We start from the raw sequence: 24,870 nt of genomic DNA on the forward strand, positions 1-24,870 counted from the left end.
AGCAGGCACCCCATCACGGGGAGCGCCCGCAGCCGCTCCGACCTGCCGTTGCGCGCCCCGACGGGCACCCGTGCGGCCGTCTACCCGTCGAGCGCGATCTCGGCCCACACCTGTTTGCCACCGCTCACCGGCACCGTGCCCCAGGCCACCGACATGGCCTCGACGAGGAGGATCCCGCGGCCTCCGGTGGCCTCCCAGCCGATGCTCGTCGGTTTGACCGGGGTGCGCGGCGAGGAATCGGCGACGGCGACGCGGAACCGTTGGTTGACGAGGGTGAGGTCGAGGCGGACCGGGCCGTCGGTGTGCACGAGCGCGTTGGTGACCAGCTCCGAGACGACGAGGAGGATGGTGTCGACCTCCTCGGTGACGCCCCAGACGCGCAGGGTGCGCTTGGTGAAGCGGCGGGCGTGCCGGGCCGCCTCGGGGACGCGCCACACCGTCCAGTTCTCACGCCGGGGCCGGGTGGCGAGGCCGTCGTAGCGCATCAGGAGCAGGGCCACGTCGTCGTCGCGGCGGGCGTTGCCGAGCAGGGCGTCGGCGACCAGGCCGAGGTGGGCGGGGTCGGAGACGGCGAGGCCGTGGGCGAGCCGGTCGAGGCCCTCGTCGATGTCGGCCTCCTTGGACTCCACGAGGCCGTCGGTGGTGAGGGCGATGACGGTGCCGGGCTGGAGCCGCAGCGGGCTCATCGGGAAGTCGGCCTGGGTGACCACGCCGAGTGGTGGGCCGCCGTCCACTTCGGGGATCTCGGTGCTGCCGTCCGGGTGACGCAGGACGGGCGGCAGATGGCCGGCCCGGACGTACCAGGCGGAGCCCTCCTCCAGGTTGACGTCGACGTAGCAGCAGGTGGCGAAGAGGTCCGTCTCCAGGTCGATGAGGAGGCGGTTGGCGTGGGAGACGACGACGTCGGGGGGGTGTCCCTCGACGGCGTAGGCGCGCAGGGCGGTGCGCATCTGGCTCATGAGGGTGGCGGCGCCCGCGTTGTGGCCCTGGACGTCGCCGATGACGAGGGCCACGTGGTTGTCGGGCAGCGGGATCACGTCGTACCAGTCGCCGCCGACCTCCAGACCGGCCGTGGTCGGCAGATAGCGGGCGACGGCGACCCCGCCGGGCAGTTTCGGCAGCCGGCGCGGCAGCAGCTGGCGTTGGAGCATGCCGACGAGTTCGTGTTCGGCGTCGAAGGCGTGGGCGCGCATCAGGGCCTGGCCGGCGAGTCCCGCGGAGGCGGTGAGGAGGGCGCGTTCGTCGGGGCCGAAGACGTGCGGGTCGTCCCAGCCGATCAGACAGGCCCCGGACACCCGGCCGCCGGCGGACAGCGGCAGCACGGCGAGGCCGCCCGGTCCGACCTCGGCGAGGGCGGGTTCCAGGTCGGTGCCGGCGGGCCAGATCGCGGCGCGGCCCTCGCGCAGGGCGGCGGCGAGGGTGGGCATCGTACGGACGGGCGCGTCGGGCCATTCGCTGCGCCACTCCTGGCGCCACAGTTCGGGCCAGGACTCCGGTTCGGGCGGGTCGAGGACGGTGACGACGAGCCGGTCGCCCTCCAGCTCGGCGAGCGCGATGCGGTCGGCGCGCAGCGGTTTGCGCAGGGCGGCGACCACGGCCTGGCTGACGTCACGGACCGTGCCGGCCATGGCGAGCGCGGCGGCGAGGCGCTGGACGCGGGCCACGTCGTTGACGCCGGAGCGCAGCTGGGAGGCGTCGCCGACGGTGCCGACGAGACGGGCCGGGCGGCCGTCGCCGCCGGGCAGGAGCCGGCCGCGCAGCCGCAGCCACTTCGGCGGGCCCGAGGGCTGCAGGACCCGGAACTCCAGCTCGCGGTCGCCGATGGCCATGTGGTCGGCCTCGACGACAGACATCAGCGAGGGCAGGTCCTCCGGCACGGTCAGTCCGAGGAGGGTCTCGACCTTGCCGTCGAAGTCGCCCGGGCCGAGTCCGAACAGCGTCAGGATGTCGCCGCCGACCTCGACGCGTCCGGTGTCCATGGCCAGGTCGAAGGAGTCCGCGGGAAGTTCCTCGCCCGCCACGGCCTCGTCCGGGACCGGGATCGCGACCGCCTCGGCGATCAGCGTGAGGCAGGCGCGGTCCTCGGTGTCGAACCCGGCCGGGTGCTCGCTCACCGCGAGCAGACAGCCGCCGCCCCCGTCCCCGCGCACGGGCAGGGCCGCCAGATGGAACTCCCCGGTCGGCAGCCGGCGCGAGTCGCAGCCGGCGGCCAGTTCCTCGGGGCCGAGCCACACCGGGTGTCCGGCCCGGCGCGCCTCGGCGACGGGTGCGCCCCCGGACGCCGGATAGCCGTCCCGCAGCCCGTACAGGGTCCGTGGCACACCGACCGACTCGACCAGGCAGAGCAGGTCGGCGTCGGCACCGGGTGTGTACACCCCGGCGAAGGTGGCACCGGCGAAGACGAGAGCCTGTTCGAGGACCCGGCGCAGCCGTTCGCGGGAGTCGAGATCGGTGGTGAGCGTTTTGAGGGCAAGTTCGGCCCGCAGCGTTCTCGCTCTGCGTCCCTCAGCACCCTCACTGACCACGTCCGCAATTACAGCGCTTATGCGGCTGCCGCGCAGCCCCTGTGACCGTTCCGTGGAGATGAGGGGCCGGATGGCCCTCAGTGTCCTGCGGGCGGCACCGCTCGCCGTGCGCGTCGGGCCGCCAGGGTGGAGCCTGATCCGTGGGAACCGGGACCGCGCGGCCGGGCGAGGAGGTGGTCGGCGTGTCGGACGGGCAGTTGTCCCGGCAGGCGCAGACACCGGTCGGCCGGCCGATGCTGTCGCTCGCGCTGGCCGCGATGATGGACGCCGTCCACGCGCACTCGGGCGCGGTGTATCTGCTGACGCCCGACGAACCGGTGCTGGAGATGGCGGTGATGGCGGGCCTGCCCCGGGCGTTCGCCGCGCCGTGGGAGCGGGTCGGGCTCAGCGCCCCGATCCCGGTCGCCGAGGCGGTGCGGGAGCGGCGGCTGATCTGGGTCGGCGGCGAGGAGGACATGGCCCGCCGCTATCCGCGGATCGCGGTCGTGCTGCCGTATCCCTTCGCGCTGGCGGCGGTGCCGGTGGCCACCGGGTCCACGGTCTACGGCTCGGTCTTCGTGACCTGGCCCGGTTCGCATCCGCCGGTGCTCTCCGACCGGGACCGCGAGCAGCTGACCAGTGCCTGCGCCCGGCTCGCGGTGCGGCTGGAGCGGGCCATGGAGGAGCGTCGCCCGGCGCGTGCGGAGCCCGATCTGCTGGCGACGGGGCCCGCGAGGAGTGTGGCCGGGACGCTGGGCACGGTCGAGGCGGCCCGGATGGTGGCCCGGCTGCCGTACGGGCTGTGTTCGCTGGATCTGCACGGGCGGGTGGGCTTCGCGAACACGGCGGCCGGGGAGCTGCTGGGCATGTCGGTGAGCGGTCTGCTGGGCACCCAGTTGTGGGCGGCGGTGCCCTGGCTCAACGACCCGGTGTACGAGGACCGTTACCGGGCCGCGCTGCTCAGTCAGCAGGTGACGTCGTTCGTGGCGTTGCGTCCGCCGGGCGAGTGGCTGTCGTTCCGGATGTATCCGAACACGACCGGGCTGAGTGTGCGGATCAGCCGGGCGCGGGCGGTGACGGAGCTGGGCCGGACGGCGCCGAGGGCAGGAGAAGGGCCGTCGCGCCTTGTGTCCATCTCCCAGGTGCTGAGTCTGGCGGGGGCGCTGACCGAGGCGGTCGGGGTGGAGGACGTGGTGCAGTTGATCGCGGACGAGGTCGCGCCGGCGGGGGGCAGTCAGGCGCTGGTGGTGCTCGGTTCGCGGGGCGGGCGGCTGCATGTGCTGGGACACCGTGGTTATCCCGATCCGCAGGTGGTGGAGCGTTTCGACGGGATGGCGCTGACCGAGCCGACGCCGGGGACGGCCGCGCTGACCAGCGGTGTGCCCGCGTTCTTCGACTCGCGGCAGGACCTGGAGCGGCTGTATCCGAGTCGGAACGCCACTCCTGACGGGTTCGCGGCCTGGGCGTATCTGCCGCTGGTGGTGTCCGGGCGGCCGGTCGGCACCTGTGTGCTGGCGTATGCCGAGCCGCATGTCTTCCCCGCCGACGAGCGGGCGGTGCTGACGAGTCTGGGCGGGCTGATCGCGCAGGCGCTGGAGCGTGCGCTGCTGTACGACGCGAAGCACCAGTTGGCGCACGGGCTGCAGGCCGCGCTGCTGCCGCACTCGCTGCCGTCGCTGCCGGGTATCGAGGCCGCCGCCCGCTATCTGCCGGCCACCCAGGGCATGGAGATCGGCGGCGACTTCTACGACCTGGTGACGACGGAGGGTCCGGCGGCGGTGATCGGCGATGTCCAGGGCCACAACGTGACCGCGGCCGGGCTGATGGGCCAGATCCGGACGGCCGTCCGTGCGTACACGACCGTCGGTCAGGCCCCGGAGGAGGTCATGCGCAGCACCAACCGGCTGCTGATCGACCTGGGGGTGGAGCTGTTCGCGAGCTGTCTGTATCTACGGCTGGATCCCGCGCGCGGTACGGCCGTGATGGCGCGTGCCGGTCATCCGCCGCCGTTGTTGCGCCGGCCGGACGGGCGGGTGCGGGTGCTCGACCTGGCCGGTGGTCCGTTGCTGGGCATCGACGCCGACGCGACCTATCCGACGACGGAGGTGAGTCTCGCGCCCGGTTCGGTGCTCGCGCTGTACACCGACGGGCTCATCGAGTCGCCCGGTGTCGACATCGAGGACGCCCTCGCCGAACTGGGGCAACGGCTCGCCGAGGCCGGGGACCTGCCGTTGGAGGAGATCGCCGACGAACTCGTGCGGCACAGTGCGGCGGCGCGGGAGCGGATCGACGACGTGGCGTTGCTGTTGCTGCGGGCGCGCGAGCCGGGCCCGGACCGACCCGGAACGCAGGGCGGTCCGGCCCTCCCGCCGGAGGGCCGGACCGATCCACCGCCGACCTGAAACGCTGGAAGGGGTCGGATCAGTGGCTTGAGGTGAGCGAGGAGCCGTCGTCGGCTCCGGTGCCCGTCCCGTCGCCGGTGGCATCGCCGGTACCGTCGGTCGCGTTCGGGTCGACGACTCCGGACTGGTCGCCGGTGCCGTCAGTGGCGGACGGGTCCACGACTCCGGACTGGTCGCCGGTGCCGTCGGTGGCCGACGGGTCGGCGGCGGTCGCCGACGGGTCCGCCGTGGCGGTGTCGTCGCCCGCACCGGCACCCGCGCCCGCGCCCGCACCGGCGTCGCCGAGGGTGGCCCCCGTCGCCGTCAGCGCGGCGGTGACCGGCTGGAAGAAGGTCTCGCCACCGCTGGTGCAGTCGCCGCTGCCGCCGGAGGTGAGGCCGACCGCGCCGCCGTCCTGGGTGAAGAGAGAGCCGCCGCTGTCACCCGCCTCGGCGCAGACGTCCGTCTGGATGAGGCCGTTGACGGTGTCGACACCGTTGGGGTCGGTCTCGCTCTGGAAGTTGACGGTCGCGTCGAGACCGGTGACCGTGCCGTCGTGCAGACCGGTGGTGGAGCCCATCCGGAAGACCTGGGTGCCGACCGTGGCGTCCTCGGCCTGGGTGATCTGGACGGTCTGGCCGTTGCCCACGTTGACGTCGCTCGTGGTCTGGGTGGCCGGGTCGTCGTACTTCACCAAGGAGAAGTCGTTGGCGGGGAAGACGGCCTGGTCGACCGTGGCGATCGGCTGGCCGTCCTGCGTGTCCGACCACTGCTTCGCCGCGACACCGCAGTGTCCGGCGGTCAGGAAGGCGGGGGTGCCGTCGCTCGCGGTGACGTTGAAGCCGAGGGAGCAGCGGACGCCGCCCTGGTCGGTCTGGGCGAAGATTGCGTCGCCGCCCGACACCAGCGTCTTGAAGGAGCCGCCGGTCTTCTTGACCGTGGCCATGTCCGTGCCGAGGCTCTTGACGGTCGACAGCACGGTGTCCCACTTGCTGCCCGTGACGGTGCTGTCGGCGAGGACCTGGATCTTGTTGGTCTTCGGGTCGACGGACCATGCGGTGCCGGGGATGGTGGCCTTGGTCTTCAACACCTTGGCGGCGGCGGTGAGTTCGGCGGTGCTGTTCTGCACCTCGCGCACCTTGGCGCCGGCCTTCTCCGCCTGTACGACGACGTTGTTGTTGTCGCCGGAGATCACGTTGACGACGAGCTGCTGGGTGGCGCTGTCGTAGTAGGACCCGGCGAAGGCGTCGCCGAGCAGTCCGGCGATCTGCGAGGAGAGGTCCGAGGCGCCGGTCGCCTTGAGGGTCTTGGGGGTGGCGGCGCCTGCCGAGTTGTCCTGGGACGCGTTGGCGTTCGGCAGCAGGATCGCCGCCGCTCCGAGTGCAGCGACACCGCCGACAGCTATCGCGGCCTTGCGCTTCGGAATTCGCTTGTGACTCAAACTTCTCGACCTCCTGGGGACCGGGGTCTGTGCCGCCGGGGGTGGCGGCTTATGGGGGCGCCTGGATGCCCGTTGATACGCACGTGTCACGTGAGGTGTTCAATTCCGTTTCTCAACTTCCTTTGCAAAAACGCGAATCGGCCATGTCCCAGTCCTGACCCGACAGGGGTACGAGGTGGCTGCGGGCCTGTGCCACAGGTGTGGTGGGCTCTTCGGGCCAGGTGTCCGGCGAGCGGGTGGATGTCTTGATCGAATCGGTGGCCGCCCGAACCGCCGCGCGCACGCGCTCAGTTCACTCGCTCCCGGACCGGAACCGAACGCGACCGGCCGGTGACGGTCCGTCGAGAACGGTGAGTGGAATCCTCGCTTCAGGGAATCTGCACAGCGCGTACCCAACGAAGTCACTGGACTCGACGGATCTGCACATGCACACACCCCCGGAAACACCTTTGGTGGGGAGTGCCCGATTCCGCTTCGGCTCCGCAAGCCCTCCCGCGGAGCGATGCCGTGCAGCGTGTGAAGAACTCGCCGACACCTCGTGCCCACGCCTGCACGGTTCGCGCCTCCTGAGGCCCAAGTGCCCTGGTGGGACAGGAGTTTGATTGGCTGCGCCCGTTCGCAGCGTGCTTTGATCCATCGCACCGCAGGAGCCACCAGGGCTCCGGAAACGGCGCCCGGCGCCTGCGGTCGCGGCCGTCGTCTGTCCCCAGAGGGGGCCGCTCCCCCCTTGTGAATATCCATATGAAGGGAAGTTCCCCCATGAACTCCACCCCCCAGGTTGAGACCGTCGAGATCTCCGACGCCGAGCTCGACAACGTCTCCGGCGGTCTGTCCCTCAACGCCCTCGGCACCGTCACCGGCCTGGTGGACGGCGTCGCCCCGGTCTCCGGCCTGGTCGACACGGTCGTCGGCACCGTCGAGGGTGTCACCGGCCTGAACGTGAACCCGGTCACGAACCTGGTCGCCGGTCTCTGATCGCGCCTTAGCCCCACCGAGTCCCGGAGCCGTTTCCCGGCTCCGGGACTCTCGGGTTGCCGTAGAAGATCTCTCCCACAGGTGAGGGAAGTCCCGTGCAGTTCCGCCAACAGGCCCTCGCCAAGCTGCAGTCGCCCGAAGAGCTCGATCTTCCGGTGCGCTTCGCGCGTCCCCAGGGCTGGCTCGTGCTCTGTGTGACGGTGGTCGTCGTGGCCGCCGCCTCCGTGTGGGCGGTCACCGGTTCCGTGGCCTCCACGGTCGGGGCGTCCGCCATCCTCACGCACGGGGAGGGCAGTTACATCCTGCAGAGCCCGGTCGCAGGACAGGTCACCGCCGTCGTCGCCCAGGAAGGCGCACGGCTGCCGGCCAACTCCCCTGTCCTCAAGGTCCGTACGGCCGACGGCGACGCCGTCGTGCGCACGGTCGCCGCGGGCCGGATCACCGCGCTCGCCGCCACCATCGGCCAGATCATCCAGACCGGCGCGAACGTCGCCGCCGTGGAGAAGGTCGCACGTGCCGCCGACCCCCTCTACGCGACGGTGTACGTCCCCGCCGAGAGCGCGGCTGCCATCCCCGCGAACGCCGCCGTCGACCTGACCGTCTCGTCGGTTCCGACGCAGACCTACGGCGTGCTGCGCGGCCGGGTGAAGGCGGTGGACCGGTCCGCCGAGTCGGCGCAGCAGATCGCCGCGTTCCTCGGGGACAGCCAACTGGGCGAGCAGTTCACCAAGAAGGGCAGGCCGGTGGCCGTGCTCGTGAAACTCGACAAGTCGGCCCGCACGAAGAGCGGTTACAAGTGGTCGTCCGTCGACGGGCCGCCGTTCGCCCTCACCTCCATGACCATGGCCTCGGCCTCGATCCGGCTGGCCGATCAGCGTCCCCTCGATTGGCTGCTGCCGTGAGCCTCGCACAGGACACCCGTTCCCGGCGCCGTTCCGCCCCGCCGAAGCGCCCGGTCCCCAAGGGCCGCGCGAAGACGGTCCGTTCACCCACCGTCCTCCAGATGGAGGCCGTCGAGTGCGGCGCCGCGTCCCTCGCGATGGTCCTCGGCTTCTACGGCCGCCACATCCCGCTGGAGGAACTGCGCATCGCCTGCGGTGTCTCCCGCGACGGCTCGCGTGCCAGCAACCTCCTCAAAGCAGCGCGGAGTTACGGCCTCACGGCCAAGGGCATGCAGATGGACACCGCCGCCCTCGCCGAAGTGCGGTCCCCCGCCGTCCTGTTCTGGGAGTTCAACCACTACGTCGTCTACGACGGCATGGGCCGCCGCCTCGGCCGCCGCGGGGTGTACATCAACGATCCCGGCAAGGGCCGCCGGTTCGTGCCCATGGAGGACTTCGACTCCAGCTTCACCGGAGTCGTCCTCGTCATGGAGCCCGGTGACGGTTTCGAGAAGGGCGGGCGCAAGCCGGGCGTCCTGGGTGCGATGCCCGCCCGGCTGCGCGGCACCGCGGGCACGATGCCCGCCGCCGTCCTGTCGAGCCTGCTGCTGGTCCTGGTCGGCGCGGCGATGCCCGCGCTCAGCCGGACCTATATCGACATGTTCCTGATAGGTGGTCAAACCTCCCTGCTGGGCGTGCTGTTCGCGTCGATGGGGACCTGCGTGCTGCTCACCCTGGTGCTGACCTGGCTGCAACAGGCGAACCTGCTGCACGGCCGCATCATCTCCTCCACGCTCTCCAGCGCCCGCTTCCTGCGCCATCTGCTGCGGCTGCCGGTGACGTTCTTCTCCCAGCGCAGCCCGGCCGACCTGGTGCAGCGCCTCCAGTCGAACGACTCCGTCGCGGAGACCCTGGCCCGCGATCTCTCGGCGGCGGGCGTGGACGCGGTGGTCGTGGTGCTCTACGCGGTGCTCCTCTATACCTACGATCCCCAACTCACGTACGTGGGCATAGGTGTCGCGCTGCTGAACGTGGTGGCGATGCGGGTCGTCATCCGGCTGCGCGCGACCCGTACCGCGAAACTGCGCGCCGACTCCGCCCGGCTCACCAACACCGCTTACACCGGGCTCCAGTTGATCGAGACGATGAAGGCGACCGGCGGCGAGGACGGCTACTTCCGCAAGTGGGCCGGGCAGCACGCCACCACCCTGGAGGAGCAGCAGCGGCTCGGGGTGCCGAGCGCCTGGCTGGGCGTGGTCGCGCCGACGCTGGCCTCGCTCAACAGCGCGCTGATCCTGTGGATCGGCGGCATGCGGGCCGTCGAAGGACACATCTCCGTCGGCCTGTTGGTCGCCTTCCAGGCACTGGTCACCCGCTTCACCGCGCCGATCACCCGGCTCAACGGCGTCGCGGGCCGCATCCAGGACTTCGCGGCGGACGTGGCCCGCCTCAAGGACGTCGAGAACTTCCAGGCCGATCCCCTCTACTCCCGTGCGGGCGGCGCCGATTCGACCCGCCGTCTGCAGGGGCACGTCGAGCTGGAGAACATCACCTTCGGCTACAGCCCCCTCGACAAGCCCCTCCTCACCGGCTTCTCGCTCACGGTCGGACCGGGCCGGCAGGTGGCACTGGTCGGCGGCTCCGGCAGCGGCAAGTCCACGGTCTCCAGGCTCATTTCGGGTCTCTACACGCCCTGGGAAGGCGTGATCCGCATCGACGACCACCGCCTGGAGGACATCCCGCGCGGCGCGCTCGCCGCCTCCGTCTCCTTCGTCGACCAGGACGTGTTCCTCTTCGAGGGCTCGGTCCGCGACAACGTGGCCCTGTGGGACCCGTCGATCCCGGACGAGGCCGTGACGGACGCGCTGCGGGACGCGGCCCTGTACGACGTGGTGATGCGGCGGCCCGGCGGCATCCACAGCAGGGTCGAGCAGGACGGGCGCAACTTCTCCGGCGGTCAGCGCCAACGCCTGGAGATCGCACGGGCGTTGGTCCGCAGGCCCAGCATCCTTGTGCTCGACGAGGTGACGAGCGCCCTGGACGCGGAGACCGAGCTGGTCGTGATGGACAACCTCCGCAAGCGCGGCTGTGCCTGCGTGGTGATCGCACACCGGCTCAGCACCGTGCGCGACAGCGACGAGATCGTGGTCCTCGAACACGGCACGATCGTGGAACGCGGGCGGCACGAGGCCCTGGTCGCGGCCGGCGGCGTGTACGCCACGCTGGTCAAGGAGCGGTGAGATGACGTCGGTTCAGGAGGGCGACCTGGTCCTCGGCGCGCTGGGATCCCTGGGCACGCCGATCGACTGCACCGGATTCAACCGCCTCGACCTAGAAGGGCCGCAGGTGCTCTGGCTGGTCGCGTCGGGTGCCATCGACCTGTTCGCGGTGGACGCCGTACAGCAGGGGCACTGGCACCACCTCGGCCGGCTGGAGGCGGGCTCACTGCTGCTCGGCCCGGTCACCGGTCCCCAACACACGCTGGTGGCACGCCCGTTGCGGGACTGCGTGGTGCACCGTATCGGCCTGCGCGAGCTGTACCAGCCCGCGAACACCCAAACCTGGTCGTACGACGAGTACGGCAACCCCCAGTACGTGCCGCCGACTTCGAGCCCGCTCGAATACGCCCTCGCCCTCGGTGTCGGCCGCGGCCTCTCCATTCTCTTCCAGGCTCCGATGGCCACCGAACGGGCCGCCGCGCTCACCGACGACGACGTCTTCTGGATGCAGGTCCCGCCGGGCAGCGTGCAGTACGGGTCGATGTACGGCGCGGAGGCGGCGGCCGATCTGCTGATGGACCCGGGTGTCTGGCAGGGGATGGTCGACCAGCAGTACCGGTTGCTGTCCACGCTGGACAAGTGGATCGAGCAGCTGGAGCGGACGCACGAGACGCGAACCGCCGCCGGCATCAAGGCCGGTGAGGCGGTCCGCGCGCAGGCCGACCGGACGCTGCTGGCGTCGATCGGCAAGTCCTCGGCCCGGCGCACGACGGCCGCCGATGCCGACGCGTCGTACGCGGCCTGCAGGTTGGTCGCCGAGGCAGCAGGCATCACCCTCGCGGAACCCGCGCAGAGCGGAAGCGAGAGCGACCGGCTGGACCCGGTCGAGCGCATCGCCCTCGCCTCCCGGGTCCGGGTGCGGGCCGTACGACTCGACGGGCGCTGGTGGCGGGACAATGTCGGTCCGCTGGTCGGCCATCGGGCGTTGTCCGGAGCGCCGGTCGCGCTGCTGTGGCGGCGCGGCGGGTACGTGGCCGTCCACCCGGCGACCGGGCGCGAGACACCGATCGAGAAGGCGAACGCGGAGGAGTTCGACCCCCGCGCGGTGATGTTCTACCGCCCGCTGCCCGAACGGCGGCTCAGCCCGCTCGGACTGTTGCGCTTCAGCATGCAGGGCACCGGCAGCGACCTCTCCAACCTGCTGATCAGCGGGCTGGTGACGGTCGCGATCGGGGCGCTGGTGCCCATCGCGACGGGCAAGGTGCTCGGCGAGTTCGTGCCGAAGGCGCAGACCGGCCTGATCGTCCAGGTCTGTCTGGCCGTGATGGTGACGAGCGTGGTGGCGGCGGCCTTCATGCTGCTGGAGAACCTCACGATCCTCCGCCTGGAGGGCCGGATCGAGGCCACGCTCCAACCGGCCGTCTGGGACCGTCTGTTGAGGCTGCCGACGAAGTTCTTCACCGAACGCTCGACGGGAGAGCTGGCGAGCGCGGCGATGGGCATCAGCTCAATTCGCCGTCTGCTGGCGGGAGTCGGCCCTGTCGTCGCCCAATCCATGACGGTCGGCGCGATGAACCTGGGCCTGCTGTTCTGGTACAGCCCCTCGATGGCACTCGCGGCGATCGGCATGCTCGTGGTGATCGCGGCCGTGTTCCTGGGGCTCGGCCTGTGGCAGGTGCGCTGGCAGCGCCGGCTGGTCGTGCTCAGCAACAAGCTGAACAACCAGGCGTTCCAAACGCTGCGCGGACTACCGAAGTTGCGGGTCGCGGCGGCCGAGAACTACGCCTACGCCGCCTGGGCCGCCGAGTTCGCACGCAGCCGTGAACTCCAGCAGAAGGTCGGCCGGATCAAGAACCTCACCACGGTGCTGGGCGCGGTGTATCTGCCCGTCTGCACTCTGCTGATGTTCATGCTGCTCGCGGGCCCGGCACGCGGCTCGATGTCGGCCGCCGCCTTTCTCACCTTCAACACCTCGGTGACGATGGTCCTGACCTCCGTCACCCAACTCACCGGCGCCTTCGTCTCGGCGGTCTCCGCGCTGCCGCTGTTCGAGGAGATCAGGCCGGTCCTGGACGCGGCCCCGGAGGTCCGCACCGCGAGCACCCGCCCCGGCCGGCTGTCCGGCGCGATCGAGGCCCGCCGCCTGTCCTTCCGCTACGCCGACGACGGCCCCCTCGTCCTCGACGACGTGTCGTTCGAGGTGCGGGCGGGCGAGTTCGTGGCGATCGTCGGCCCCAGCGGCTGTGGCAAGTCCACCCTGCTGCGCCTCCTCATCGGCTTCGACAAACCGGTCTCAGGCAGCGTCCTCTACGACGGCCAGGACCTGGGCGCCCTCGACCAGTCGGCCGTACGACGGCAGTGCGGGGTGGTGCTCCAGCACGCGCAGCCGTTCACCGGTTCCATCCTGGACGTCATCTGCGGCACCGAGCCGTTCACGCCGGAGGAGGCGATGGCGGCGGCCGAGATGGCGGGGCTCGCCGAGGACATCAAGCGGATGCCGATGGGCCTGCACACCATCGTCGCGGGCAGCGGCGCGGTCTCGGGCGGCCAGCGTCAACGCCTCATGATCGCCCAGGCGTTGATCCGCCGGCCGCGCATCCTCTTCTTCGACGAGGCGACCAGCGCCCTCGACAACGAGACCCAGCGCACGGTGATCGAGAGCACGAAGGCCCTCAACGCCACCCGGATCGTCATCGCGCACCGCCTGTCGACGGTGCTGGACGCGGACCGTGTCGTCGTCATGGAGGACGGCAAGGTCGCCCAACAGGGCCCGCCCGCCCAGCTGTTGGCGGACACGGGTGGCCGGCTGCACGAGCTGGTGCGGCGGCAGATGGCGTGACGGGTCGGCCCGGCTCCGGGATGTGTCGATCCCCGCCCGGCACGCGTCAGTCCAGGCCGGGCACGGGCGCGCCGGAGGGGATCCCGGCCGCGAGGTAGCCGTCGTAGAACTCCTTCCAGGGCACACCGGCACCCGTACGGGGTCCCTCGGCGCGCTCGCCACGGGCCTTCGCGTCCAGGGCGCCGAGGCAGACCTCCCAGCCGGCGCCGTTGCGGGACGCGGTGTCCTCGGCGCCCAGGACGTTGGTGAGGGTGAAGCGGGTGCGCTTCTCCTCGATCTCCTCCAGATCGAAGTGCAGCTCGTCGCCGCCCCATTCGAAGGAGAGGTGCCGGGGCGCGTCCACGGCGATGACCCGGCCGGTCGACTCCGGCATGTTGGGGTCGCCGCTGAAGGTGACCGTGCCGCCGGGACGCAGATCGAACTCGGCGCGTGAGGGGAACCACTGGGCGAGTTCGTCGGGGTCGGTCACGAACTGCCAGACGCGGTCCAGGGGTTGGTCGTAGGTGCGGCTGAAACGAACGGCGGGGCGGCCGTCGTCGAGGGTGAGATAGGTACCGGTGAGATCGACGGACATGGCGGATCAGTCCTTCGGGGCGGGTTTCCGGTCGGCGTCGTCCGATGTCTCGTCGAGGCGCCGGCCCAGCCTGTCGAGGCTGCGGTTCCACAGCTCGCGGTAGGGGGCGAGCCAGGCGTCGAGTGCGGCGATCGGGGCGGGGTCGAGGGCGTAGACCCGGCGCTGTGCGTCCTGTCGTACCCGGACCAGGCCCGCGTCCCGCAGCACCCGCAGGTGCTTCGACGTACTGGGCTGGCTCAGACCGCAGGCCTCCCCTATCTCACCGACGGGCCGGGGCCGCTCCAGGAGCAGGGCGACGATGGCCCGCCGGTGGGGATCGGCGAGGGCGGTCCAGAGCGAGGCGTCGGACATGGCTCCAATATGCCCCTGTGGTTATATGCCGGTCAAGGCATGCACAGCGGTCAGGAAACCGGGCGACCGTACCCCGCCACACCCTCGTGATCCACCCCGTGCGCCGTCCAGCTGTACAGATGCAGATCGAGGCCATCGGGGTCGTTGAACACCAGCAGCCAGCCGATCGACGCCTCGATCACCGGCGAGTGCGGGATGCCGAGCGCGTCCAGGTGAGCGGCCCAGGCCTCCACATCGACGCGGTCCCGGACAGCGAAACTGACCGGGTCGAAGCCCTGACACCCTTGCGCGGCCTGGGAGTTGACCCGCAGACAGAGCATCGAGTCGCCGAGCCCCGGCACCTCCCCCGCCACCCCGCGCACGACACCGTCCGCATCCGGGAACTCGTGTGTGACCTTGAAGCCGAGCACACGGCCGTACCAGTCGCGCGAGCGGTCGAGATCGGTGACGGGCAGCTTCACGTGGTGGATTCCGGCGAGCTCCGGCATGACACCCACACTCCTCATCGCACTGGTTCCATTTCACCGCAGTACGACTGCGACGATTTCCATCTAGACTCCTCCCCATGCCCGACCCCGTCAACCAGAAGCGGCCCTACCGCTCGGCCAAGCGCGCCGAGACGGCCGCGGCGACCCGCGCCCGCATCCGGGACGCGGCCTCCCGGCTGTTCACGGAGAAGGGGTTCACGGGCACGCGCATGAAGGACGTGGCGACGCTGGCCGGTGTCGGCGAGCGCACGCTGTACGACGCGTTCCCCACCAAGGCCGCCCTGTTCGGGCACACCCTGGGTGTCGCGATCGCCGGCGACGAGGAGCCCGTCGCCGTCCCGGACCGCCCCGAGACCCTGGAGATCCGCGACGAGCCCGACCCCGGGCGCGCGATCGGCCGTACCGTCGACCAGATCACCGAACTGCTGGAGCGCGCCGGTGACTTGATCATGGTGACCGTCGAGGCGGCCGGCGCCGATCCGGACATGCGGGCCTCGGCGGACGCCGGAGCCCAGGCGACGTACGGCGTACATCTGGCCCTGACCACGGCACTCGAGGAGCGCGGGACCCTTCGCGCGGGCCTCGACGCGCGCACCGCCGCCGACACGCTCTACGCGCTCGCGTCACCGCACATGCATCAACTCCTGCGCAGGCACCGGGGTTGGACTCGGCAGGCCTACCAAGCTTGGCTGCGACGGGTGTTGGTCACGGAGCTCCTCGACTCTCACTGAGCCGCCCCCTTCCACCGTTCGGGGACGTCGCCGTCGCGGCTGTGCAACTGTGTCGCCAACACCCGTACCGCCGCGGCGAATCGGGCGGGGTCACGCAGGAACTCCATGTGGATACCGGGGAATTCGGCCCACGGCACGCAGATCCGACGGGCGAGCTCGATCGACGGGCGGGCGTAGTACGTGCCCCGGTCCTCCGCTCCCGCGCCCAACACCACAGGGAACGGGGCCGACTTGAGCGCGGCCTCGTCGGGCCGGAAGGCGGCGAAGCCCGACCACTCCGTACCGAAGAGGTGGTCCTGGTTGCCGAGGAACCGCTTCCACAGGTCGCCGGGCCAGCGGTACGTGCCCTCACCGCGGGTGGTCTCGGCGAAGCGGCGGCCCGCCGCCGGGGCCCCGCCCTGCGCGTACAGCGCGGCCAGCTCGGCGAAGAAGCCGCGACCGGGGTCGCCGTCGGGCAGGACGTTCACGGCGGGCGGTTCATGGGCGATCAGGCCCGTCATCACCTCCGGGTGCAGTGCGGCCAGCGTGAGTCCGATGATCGCGCCCCCGCTGTTGCCGAACACCAGCGCCCGCCCGCCGGCCAGGCCGTCCACGAGCGCGCGGGCGTCGGCGGCCTGCACGGCGAGGTCCATCGGTGTCCCGGACCGGCCGGTGCTGCGCGAGTTGCCGCGCCGGTCGTAGGAGATCACCATGAAAGCGTCGGAAAGGATCTCCGCGACGCCGTCGTAGTAGCCGGCGTCTCCCCCGGCCCCGCTGATCATCAACAGCGCCGGGCCGCTGCCGCGCACCTCGTAGTACAGCCCGGCCCCGTCGGCCTCGAACACGCCCTTGCGCATGCCTGGATCCCCATCCCCAGCGAAACGTTGCCGTTTCGCTGAAAGTCCTCTAGTGTCGATGTGTACGAAACCGTTTCGTTTACGTTTTGGTAAACCCCGAACGACTTCCCTGGAGTGGTTCCCGATGTCCCAGAAGACTCTGACCGAAGGCACCCAGTCGGGCGCCTTGGAGGCGCAGCCCACGGGCTCCTCCAAGCGGTGGTGGATCCTCGCGATCGTCGCCGTCGCACAGCTGATGGTGGTCCTCGACGCCACCATCGTGAACATCGCCCTGCCGTCGGCCCAGAAGGACCTCGGCTTCTCCGACGGCAACCGGCAGTGGATCGTCACCGCGTACGCTCTGGCGTTCGCCTCCCTGCTGCTGCTCGGCGGTCGGATCGCCGACCTGTTCGGCCGCAAGACCGCCTTCCTCGTCGGTGTCGTCGGATTCGCCGGCGCCTCCGCCCTCGGCGGTGCCGCCAACAGCTTCGGCATGCTGGTCACCGCTCGCGCCCTCCAGGGTGTCGCGGGCGCGCTGCTCGCACCGGCCGCGCTCTCCCTGCTCAACACGACGTTCACGGACGCCCGTGAGCGTGCCCGGGCCTTCAGCGTGTACGGCGCCATCGCGGGCGCCGGCGGTGCGGTGGGCCTGCTGCTCGGCGGTGTGCTGACCGACGCCTTCGACTGGCGCTGGACGCTCTACGTCAACGTCGCCATCGCCTTCGTCGCCTTCGCCGGCGGCTGGGTCCTGCTCTCCAACCACCGCGACGCGGCGGGCTCCAAGCTGGACGTGCCGGGCACGGTACTGGTCGCCGGTGGGCTGTTCTCCCTCGTCTACGGTTTCTCCAACGCCGAGACGCACGACTGGAGTTCGCCGCAGACCTGGGGCTTCCTGATCGTGGGTGTCGTACTGCTGACGGCCTTCGTCTGGTGGCAGAACCGCGCCGCGCACCCGCTGCTGCCGCTGCGCATCCTGCTCGACCGCAACCGGGGCGCCTCGTTCCTGGCCGTGCTGATCACCGGTGCGGGCATGTTCGGTGTGTTCCTCTTCCTCACCTACTACCTCCAGCTGAACCTGGGCTTCAGCCCGACCAAGACCGGTGTCGCGTTCCTGCCGATGATCGGCGCGCTGATGGTCATGGCACAGGTGGGCACCACGGTCCTGGTGCCGCGTCTCGGCCCGAAGGTCGTCATTCCGCTGGGCTTCGCGATCGCCATGGTCGGCATGGCCTGGCTGACCGGCATCGGGGTCGGCTCGTCCTACGCGAGCCATGTGCTGCCGCAGCTGATCGTGATCGGCGCGGGCCTCGGCATGGTGATGCCGCCGGCGATGCAGCTCGCCACGGGCGGGGTGGCCGCCGAGGACGCGGGTGTCGCCTCGGCGACGGTCAACGCCATGCAGCAGGTGGGCGGTTCGATCGGTACGGCACTGCTGAACACGCTGGCCGCGAGCGCCGCGACCGACTACCTGGCCGGGAAGGACGCGTCCAGCAAGCTGGTCCAGGCGCAGGCGACGATCGAGAGCTACACCACCGCGTTCTGGTGGTCGGCGGGCTTCTTCGCCGCGGGCACGCTGATCGCGTTCGCGCTCTACCGTCGCGGGGTTCCGCAGCAGGACGCGGACGCCGCACCGGTCGTCCACATGTGATCCGCTCCGCCGAGAGCTGAGCCGCACAGACCGAGGGGTCGCCGTCCGCAGGGAGACGGCGACCCCTCTCCACTGTCCTACTGACAGAAAGTCAACCTTTCTGACCGAAGTTCACCATGTCGAGTGAACCAGATCTTGCGGGCGGCGTGTCATGGATGTTCAGGGCTTCTCCGGGGTAACTACCGAGACCGAATGCGCCCCGTGCCGAGGTGGAGCGGCCATGACAGCGGAAGCGGACGAACGCGACAGTCCCGCGGCCAACTCCTGTGCCCGTACACGGCCGTACGGCACCTTCACGGTGGTCGAGGTCTCGGGCGAGATCGACATGGCGACCGCCGGCCTGGTCGTCGAGCACCTGGACGCCGCGACGGCGGTCGAGGAGCCCGACGTACTGGTGGATCTGCGGCCCGTCGAGTTCCTCGACTGTTCGGGGCTGCGCGTTCTGTGCCGGGCCGAGCGGCGGGCGAGGGAACGCGGCGGGCGGCTGCGGATCGTCTCGGACGGGCCGCGCATCGACCGGCTGCTGCGCGCCTCGGGTCTGTCCGGCCGCTTTCCGCCGCTGCGCGTGATGCCCTCCCGGCCGGAGAAGCCGCAACGATGACAGGGGCCGGCTCGGGCGACCCCACACCGCCCGGCCGACCCCTGGTGCGGGATCGCAGTGCTCCGCGACAGGGGTGCGCACTCCCCAGCTACGGACCCTTCCTGATGCTCACGGAGACCGTGCGACCCCGGTCTCTCAGAACGTGAAGACACCTCCGTACCCGTAGGAGTCCTTCACGCACTCGTTGGAGAAGACGCGCTCGTAGGAGACGCGCTTGCCCTGCCAGACACCGTCGATGGTGACGACGACGGGGCGGTAGAGCTTGTTGCAGAGCACATCGCTCCGGGTCGCCAGGGCGTCGAAGTCGCCCCCGATGCCGCGCAGTTCGGCGCAGGCCCGGTCGGCGGACGGGTGGGTGCCGGAGGAGGTCGGCGCGCAGGTGAGGGTCACGGCGCGTTCCGGTGTGGCGAGGGCGGCGTCGTCCCCGTGGCCCATGGTCAGCACCAGGGCCGACGGGGCGTAGAGCGCGGACGGGCCGGTGCCGTGGGCCGCGAGGGCGGTCCCGGTGAGGGGCCCGCAGACGGCGGTGGCCGTCAGGCCCAGAGTCGCTGCCCAGCGCGCGGTGTTCCGCATTGTGTGCATCCTTCCGCTCGATACGAACCGATCACGAACGGATCGGTTCGAAGAGATGCCGGTCCCGCTCGGTCGGTGCCGAACCGGCGGGCGCCACTCTGCCGAGTCCGCCGCCGGAACACACATCCCACCCACAGGTTTCAGTAACCTTGCGTGTTGAATCAGTGGCGTGAAGTCACAGAATTCGAACGCGCGAACCCCGGAACCATGGGCTTCCTGATCGCGAAATCGGGCCGGTTGGCCGGTTTACCCGCCCTCGCCAATCGTCCTGAAACAGTCCCGAAACATTCCGCTTCAGCTCTCGGCGCACTCCACCGCAGCCCCTTGCGTTCGCACTGCTTGCGAGTAATCGTCATTACATGATTACGACAGAGCAGCAGGAGAAGCTTCGCGGCTGGTTCACCGGCCGTCTGCCCGACGATCTGTTCGAGGAGCTGGTCGAGGTCACGGTCGACCGCGAGGAGGTCACCGTCATCGGCCGCATCCCCGCACCCAAGCTCGCCGAGGACGTCTCGGACGCCGAGAAGGAGGCGGCGATCCAGGGCCGCGTCCAGGAGTTCCGCGAGCGCACCCGGGAGACCCGGATCGCGGTCGCCCGCGAGGCCGAGCACCGGTTCCGCAGGAAGGTCTCGTGGGGCGTGGAGTGCGCCGGGGATCGCTCCCTGTTCACCCACATCTCCGCCCCCGTGATGACCCGGCTGCGCCAGCCCGAGCGCCAGGTCCTCGACACCCTCATCGCGGCCGGCGTGGCCCGCAGCCGCAGCGACGCCCTCGCCTGGTGCGTCCGTCTCGTCCAGCGCCACACCGACGACTGGCTCGCCGAACTGCGCGACTCCCTCGAACACGTCCAGCGGGTCCGCGCCCAGGGCCCCGACACGGAACCGGAGGACACCCCGACCGACAGCGAGTGACATCAGGGCCTCAGGGTGGACGATTCCTCCACCCACGGCGCGAAAGATGGATGAACCGTCCTCTGGTGCGGGCATCGCGGCCGACCGTAGCGTCGGCGGACACCCTGAGGACGGCATCCGCTCACCCCGCCCACCCCGCGCGCGTGAACAGCCGTCCACACCGCCGTCGCGCCACCCCGCGCTCCACCGCCGTCCCCCGCTGGAGCCCCCTTGTCCTCGCAGCCCGCCCCCTCCCCCGCCGCGCCGAGCCAGTCCCTGACCGAGGTCGAGGCCTACGGCGTCGAGCGCATCCCCGACGCGGACCGCACCGCCACCCCGCTCGACCTGTTCCGGGTCGCGTTCGGCGGCGCCAACACCTTCTCCACCTGTGTGCTCGGCGCCTTCCCCATCCTGTTCGGCCTCTCCTTCTGGCAGGGCCTCGCGGCCACGCTCCTCGGAGTAGTCGTCGGCGCGCTGATCCTGTGCCCGATGGCGGTGTTCGGCCCGGTCAACGGTACGAACAACGCGGTCGCCTCCTCCGCGCACCTGGGCGTGCACGGCCGAGTCGTCGGCTCATTCCTCTCCCTCCTCACCGCCGTCGCGTTCTTCTCCATCTCGGTGTGGAGCTCCGGCGACGCCCTGGTCGGCGGCGCGCACCGCCTCTTCGGCCTGGAACAGAGCACGCTCTCCTACGTCGTCGCGTACGCGCTGTTCGCGATCCTGGTCCTCGCGGTCTGCGTCTACGGCTTCCGGTTCATGCTGTTCGTCAACAAGATCGCCGTGACGTCCGCGACGGTCCTGTTCCTGCTCGGCGCGATCGCGTTCGCCGGTGACTTCGACCCGTCGTACGCCGGAGTCTTCACGTCCTCGGCGGACGCGGCCACGCAGTCGCTGTTCTGGCCGTCGTTCATCGGCGCGGCGCTGATCGTGCTCTCGAACCCGGTGTCGTTCGGCGCGTTCCTCGGCGACTGGTCGCGCTACATCCCGGCGAACACCCCGCGCCGCAAGGTGGTTGGCGCCGCGTTCCTCTCCCAGATCGCGACCCTGCTGCCGTTCGTCTTCGGTCTGGCGACCGCGAGCATCATCGCCACGAAGGCACCCGAGTACGTCGACCCGTCCGCCCCCGACTTCGTGGGCGGCCTCCTCGCGATCTCGCCGAGCTGGTTCTTCCTGCCGGTGTGCCTGCTGGCCCTGATCGGCGGCATGTCGACGGGCACGACCTCGCTCTACGGCACCGGGCTCGACTTCTCGTCGGTGTTCCCCCGGCTGTCGCGGGTCCGGGCGACGCTGCTGGTCGGTGTATTGTCCATCGCGTTCATCTTCATCGGGCGCTTCGGCCTCGACCTCGTGCAGTCGATCTCCACCTTCGCCACGATGATCATCACCTGTACGACACCGTGGATGGTCGTGATGATGCTGGGCTTCTACACCCGGCGCGGCTGGTACGACCCGGACGCGCTCCAGGTCTTCAACCGCCGTCAGCGCGGCGGGCGTTACTGGTTCTCGCACGGCTGGAACTGGCGCGGCATGACCGCCTGGTGGGTGGCCGCCGTGGTGGGCGTGCTGTTCACCAACATCCCGGGACAGTTCGTCGGCCCGCTCGGCGACCTGGCCAACGGCGTCGACATCAGCCTGCCGCTGTCGCTCGCCGTGGCCGCCGTCCTGTTCCTCTCGCTGCTCCGGCTGTTCCCCGAACCCCGTGCGGTGTACGGGCCGGAGGGGGCGCGGCTGGCCCGTACCGTCGAGGTGCCGGTACCTCCGATCACCGGCCCCGGAACGGCAGCGGTGGCCCCAGCACTGGCCACCGAGGGCAGCTGATGCCGGCCTGGATCGACCTGTCGGTGCCCGTCGTCACCGGGATGCCCGTGTATCCCGGTGACCCGGCCGTCGACATCTCCCCCGCCCTGACCGTCCCCCGCGACGGCGTCAACGTCCTTCAGCTGCACATGGGTTCGCAGTCCGGCACCCATGTCGACGCCCCGTACCACGTGGACGACGCGTGGCCCCGCCTCGACGAACTGCCCCTGGAACGCTTCGGCGGGCAGGCGGTGGTGGCCGACGTACGGGGGCTGCCGGCGCGGACGCCGATCACGCCCGAACTGCTGGCGCCCGTGCTGAACCGGCTGCGGCTACGGCCGGGTTCACTGGTCCTGCTCGCCACGGGCTGGTCGGCGTACTGGGGCACCGACGACTACCTCGCCCACCCGTGGCTCACCCCGGAGGCCGCCGAAGCCCTCGTCGAGGCGGGCGTCCGTACGGTCGCGGTCGACGCGCTCAGTGTCGATCCGACACCCGAACCGGGCGACACGACGGCCGACTTCGGCCTGCCCGCCCACCGGGTGCTGTGCGGCGCGGGCGGAGTGATCGCCGAGAACCTCACGGGGCTTGAGCAGCTGGTGGACCTCCCGGACCTGGAGTTGTTCCTGTTTCCGCTACGGCTGCCGGGGGCGGACGGCGCGCCGGTCCGGGCTGTCGCGCGGCCCCTCTGATCCGTCCCGCGCGCCGTTTACGTTTGCCCCGTGACTCAATTCGTCTCGGTGGCAGGCGCGTGGCTCGGTGCGTGGGCCGCCTCCGGACCTGGCCGACTTCACCGGCCAGGACCTCACGGACGAGCGGATCGCCCGCACAGTCACCGACGGGACCCCGCACCCGGGTGTCACTCGCACCTGACCCGCGCCCCTCTCCCCACGTCGGCGGTCGACGAGGACCCTGCGGCCCTGCGCGCGGCGCACGTCGTGATCACCGCGCTCTCCCCCGTGACCGCCGAACACCGCGCCACAGCACCGGAGTTGGAGCCGGTGCAGTGCGCGAGTCACGGCTTCGACCACGTCGACGTGGACGCGGCGCAGGCCCAGGGGTGCTCGTCTGCACCATCGGCTCCAGAGCTAGCCGACCGAGCTGTCCGGCAAGACCCTCTGCATCGCGGGTGGGTGCCATCGGACAGCAAGTCGCCCGCCGGGCAGCCGCGTTCGACATGACCGTCGTCCACGCCGGCCGGCGCCCAGTTCCCGAGGAGACGACGGCGCGGCTCGGCGGAGCCCGTCATGTCCCGCTCGACGAGCTGCTGCGCCTGTCCGACTACGTCACCCGAACGCGGCCGGTTTCCTGGCGGGTGGGCGGCCGGGTGATGTCGTCAGCTGAGCCGGTCCGCGTTGTGCGCGGGGCGCGGGGACGGGGTTCCCGTGCCGGCGATCGACAGTGAACCGGGGCTGGCCGACACCGAGTCGGTCAGCCAGCGCTGCGAGGCCGAGCCGTCGCGGACCTTGAGGACGATGTCGGCACCGGGGTCCTTCGTGGTCGAGGTGAGCGCGAGCCCGGAGTCCCAGCGGGGCAGCAACTCGCCCTGCACGGTGAGGTCGTAGCGGACATCGTTGCCGCGCTCGGCCTTCGCGTCCGCGCAGGTGCCGAGCACGACGACACCGGCGTCCGCGTGCGAGTCCAGGCACAGCCCGGAGTTCGCCGCACTGCGCAACAGCCCGTCGGTCCCGTACGACCACTCCTGGGTCTCGGCGGAGGAGCAGGTCGCGAGACTGGTGTCGGCACCGGCCTTCACGGTGCCCCGGATGTCCAGGCACAGGTCGGCCGCGGCGTTGCGCAGCCTCGTCCGCTGGGGTACGGCCGGGAGCCGGGCGGTGCCGGGCGCCGAGGACGACACCTGTCCCGAGCCGCCGTTCCCGCCGGTGGAGGCGACCGGGTCGGCGGTACCGCCGTGGTCCGGCCACAGGCTGACGGCGACGACGCTGGCGACGACTCCGGCGCCGATCAGGCCGGCACCGACGAAGAACGAGCGGGACGATCGACCCGACCTGGCCGACCTGGCCGCGTCCACGATGCGGCGGCCGGGCGCGGGGAGCCGGGAGAGCAGACGGTGCCGTCCCGTGCCGCCGCCGCTGTGTCCGCCGTGCCGTCCTGCGGTCCGCGTTCGGCTGTCGGGGCGGGCGCGACCGGGGCGCGAGGCGAGGTAGGGGCGGGCTCCCCAGCCGAGCACCGCCTCCGCGAGCAGGACTCCCAGTCCGCCTTCGAAATAACTCAGTTGTTCGGCAGCGAATCGGCAGTAGCGGCACTGGGCGAGATGCTGCTGGACATCGGGCAGCAGTGTGCCGCCGCGTCGAATGGGGACGTCGAGGAGACGGTTGTAGAAGCTGCAATCCTTGGTCGGCGCGAGTTCCCGGTGGGCGCGTACACAGCCCTCGCGGAATTTTTCGTGCGCCTGCTGGAGAGCGGCCGACGCGGTGTCGGTATCCATCCCGAGCAGTGCCGCCGGCACGGTTATCGTCTCGGCCTCGACCTCGGTGTGCCACAGCACACACTGGGCGAACGGCTGAAGGGTCTGGAAAGAGCGCTCGGCCAGCTTGCGATTTTCGGGTGTCATGGACTTGGCAGAACGCATCGCGCGGCCCCCGGAGGCTTTCTCCAGGTCCGGCAGAACACCGGATATTCGCTCCTCCGCCGCCCACTCCCGGATCGTGTCGCGCACGGTCAGCAGCAGCCGGGGGCGCAGTGCCACGCCCGGTTCGCCGAACGTCAGCCGGTCGAACACCTGGTGGAAGGCGGCAGCGGCGGCCATGGCGGGGACACTGCCCGCGGCGGCGAGACAGACTTCCGCGTAATCCTGGACCGGCCGCCAGTGCCGCGCCATCAGCAGCGCGACGGAATGCGCGGCCTCACCCTCCGGGCGGCCCCGCAGCCGGGCGGCCAGGGTCTCGTCGGATTCCTCGGGAGCCCCGCCGTTCGGCGGCGGGTAAGGAGGACGAGGAGGGGGAGGGAGGGACACGGAGTGGCTTCCTCGGATTCGGTTCATCAACAGGTGAATGAGCCCCGGGCATTACCCTCGCGCGGGCGTTTCACCCTTGCACATCCCACTGAACCCAACAAGGCACTTGGGCAACTTCCATACCTTTGAAAGAAAGTCACAGCACCGGCAACTCTGCTTCCCTCGCACCGGCTTTCGACTATCCA

Annotated in this window: 19 protein-coding genes and 1 pseudogene; 12 read left to right on the plus strand and 8 right to left on the minus strand. The window is 70.8% G+C overall.

What is annotated here, in order from left to right:
* Positions 1-80: 80 nt before the first annotated feature.
* Entirely contained in the window at positions 81-2,525 is a 2,445-nt protein-coding gene (locus OC490_RS06320) for a SpoIIE family protein phosphatase (protein ID WP_262056816.1), read from the minus strand.
* A 173-nt stretch (positions 2,526-2,698) separates the two neighbouring features.
* Here OC490_RS06320 and OC490_RS06325 point away from each other — a divergent pair, with 173 nt between their 5' ends.
* Positions 2,699-4,906, plus strand: a complete 2,208-nt coding sequence (locus tag OC490_RS06325) for a SpoIIE family protein phosphatase (RefSeq protein WP_262057182.1) — start codon at positions 2,699-2,701, stop codon at positions 4,904-4,906.
* 19 nt (positions 4,907-4,925) lie between these two features.
* Here OC490_RS06325 and OC490_RS06330 read toward each other — a convergent pair whose 3' ends face one another.
* Positions 4,926-6,326, minus strand: a complete 1,401-nt coding sequence (locus tag OC490_RS06330; RefSeq protein ID WP_262056817.1) for a S1 family peptidase — start codon at positions 6,324-6,326, stop codon at positions 4,926-4,928.
* Positions 6,327-7,085: 759 nt separating this feature from the next.
* Here OC490_RS06330 and OC490_RS06335 point away from each other — a divergent pair.
* The 4 genes from OC490_RS06335 (at position 7,086) to OC490_RS06350 (ending at position 13,240) form a co-directional block, all read left to right on the plus strand.
* On the plus strand, positions 7,086-7,301 hold the full coding sequence (locus OC490_RS06335) for a type A2 lantipeptide (protein ID WP_262056818.1): 216 nt from the start codon (positions 7,086-7,088) through the stop codon (positions 7,299-7,301).
* A 95-nt stretch (positions 7,302-7,396) separates the two neighbouring features.
* The gene (locus tag OC490_RS06340; RefSeq protein ID WP_262056819.1) at positions 7,397-8,203 is read left to right on the plus strand and encodes an HlyD family efflux transporter periplasmic adaptor subunit; all 807 of its coding nucleotides are present in this window, start codon (positions 7,397-7,399) and stop codon (positions 8,201-8,203) included.
* Entirely contained in the window at positions 8,200-10,422 is a 2,223-nt protein-coding gene (locus tag OC490_RS06345; protein ID WP_262056820.1) for an NHLP family bacteriocin export ABC transporter peptidase/permease/ATPase subunit, read from the plus strand. The genes OC490_RS06340 and OC490_RS06345 overlap by 4 nt, the downstream gene beginning before the upstream one ends.
* 1 nt (position 10,423) lies before the next feature.
* Positions 10,424-13,240 (plus strand): NHLP bacteriocin export ABC transporter permease/ATPase subunit, encoded by a 2,817-nt coding sequence (locus OC490_RS06350; protein ID WP_262056821.1) that lies wholly within the window; start codon positions 10,424-10,426, stop codon positions 13,238-13,240.
* A gap of 46 nt (positions 13,241-13,286) precedes the next feature.
* Here the strand turns inward: OC490_RS06350 and OC490_RS06355 are convergent, their stop codons facing one another.
* Genes OC490_RS06355 through OC490_RS06365 form a run of 3 tightly spaced genes read right to left on the minus strand, consistent with a single transcriptional unit; the run spans position 13,287 to position 14,653 of the window.
* A complete protein-coding gene (locus OC490_RS06355; protein ID WP_262056822.1) occupies positions 13,287-13,814 on the minus strand; it encodes an SRPBCC family protein in 528 nt (175 codons plus the stop codon).
* A 6-nt stretch (positions 13,815-13,820) separates the two neighbouring features.
* Positions 13,821-14,165, minus strand: a complete 345-nt coding sequence (locus OC490_RS06360) for an ArsR/SmtB family transcription factor (protein WP_262056823.1) — start codon at positions 14,163-14,165, stop codon at positions 13,821-13,823.
* A 50-nt stretch (positions 14,166-14,215) separates the two neighbouring features.
* Positions 14,216-14,653, minus strand: a complete 438-nt coding sequence (locus tag OC490_RS06365) for a VOC family protein (protein ID WP_262056824.1) — start codon at positions 14,651-14,653, stop codon at positions 14,216-14,218.
* Positions 14,654-14,730: 77 nt separating this feature from the next.
* Here OC490_RS06365 and OC490_RS06370 point away from each other — a divergent pair, with 77 nt between their 5' ends.
* The gene (locus OC490_RS06370) at positions 14,731-15,384 is read left to right on the plus strand and encodes a TetR/AcrR family transcriptional regulator (protein WP_262056825.1); all 654 of its coding nucleotides are present in this window, start codon (positions 14,731-14,733) and stop codon (positions 15,382-15,384) included.
* On the opposite strand, the gene OC490_RS06375 is transcribed toward OC490_RS06370, so the two are convergent.
* Positions 15,378-16,220, minus strand: a complete 843-nt coding sequence (locus tag OC490_RS06375) for an alpha/beta fold hydrolase (protein ID WP_262056826.1) — start codon at positions 16,218-16,220, stop codon at positions 15,378-15,380. The two genes, OC490_RS06370 and OC490_RS06375, sit on opposite strands and share 7 nt — an antisense overlap.
* A 124-nt stretch (positions 16,221-16,344) precedes the next feature.
* Between OC490_RS06375 and OC490_RS06380 the strand changes: the two genes are divergently transcribed.
* Together OC490_RS06380 and OC490_RS06385 are read left to right on the plus strand one after the other, a co-directional pair.
* Positions 16,345-17,847, plus strand: coding sequence for an MFS transporter (locus OC490_RS06380; protein ID WP_262056827.1), 1,503 nt, complete (start codon positions 16,345-16,347; stop codon positions 17,845-17,847).
* A gap of 220 nt (positions 17,848-18,067) precedes the next feature.
* Positions 18,068-18,448, plus strand: coding sequence for an STAS domain-containing protein (locus OC490_RS06385; RefSeq protein WP_262056828.1), 381 nt, complete (start codon positions 18,068-18,070; stop codon positions 18,446-18,448).
* Positions 18,449-18,583: 135 nt separating this feature from the next.
* On the opposite strand, the gene OC490_RS06390 is transcribed toward OC490_RS06385, so the two are convergent.
* Entirely contained in the window at positions 18,584-19,021 is a 438-nt protein-coding gene (locus OC490_RS06390) for a protease inhibitor (RefSeq protein WP_262056829.1), read from the minus strand.
* 359 nt (positions 19,022-19,380) lie between these two features.
* Here OC490_RS06390 and OC490_RS06395 point away from each other — a divergent pair, with 359 nt between their 5' ends.
* The 4 genes and pseudogenes from OC490_RS06395 to OC490_RS49515 form a co-directional block, all read left to right on the plus strand.
* Entirely contained in the window at positions 19,381-19,932 is a 552-nt protein-coding gene (locus OC490_RS06395; RefSeq protein WP_262056830.1) for a hypothetical protein, read from the plus strand.
* Positions 19,933-20,142: 210 nt separating this feature from the next.
* The gene (locus tag OC490_RS06400) at positions 20,143-21,729 is read left to right on the plus strand and encodes a purine-cytosine permease family protein (RefSeq protein ID WP_262056831.1); all 1,587 of its coding nucleotides are present in this window, start codon (positions 20,143-20,145) and stop codon (positions 21,727-21,729) included.
* Positions 21,729-22,400, plus strand: a complete 672-nt coding sequence (locus OC490_RS06405) for a cyclase family protein (protein WP_262056832.1) — start codon at positions 21,729-21,731, stop codon at positions 22,398-22,400. The genes OC490_RS06400 and OC490_RS06405 overlap by 1 nt, the downstream gene beginning before the upstream one ends.
* Positions 22,401-22,604: 204 nt before the next feature.
* Positions 22,605-23,017: pseudogene (locus OC490_RS49515) on the plus strand (NAD(P)-dependent oxidoreductase); the annotation flags it as partial.
* A 27-nt stretch (positions 23,018-23,044) separates the two neighbouring features.
* Here OC490_RS49515 and OC490_RS06425 read toward each other — a convergent pair.
* On the minus strand, positions 23,045-24,685 hold the full coding sequence (locus tag OC490_RS06425) for an RICIN domain-containing protein (RefSeq protein WP_262056834.1): 1,641 nt from the start codon (positions 24,683-24,685) through the stop codon (positions 23,045-23,047).
* Positions 24,686-24,870: the final 185 nt, after the last annotated feature.

The sequence above is a fragment of the Streptomyces sp. STR69 genome, assembly GCF_024519455.1.
GTDB lineage: Bacteria > Actinomycetota > Actinomycetes > Streptomycetales > Streptomycetaceae > Streptomyces.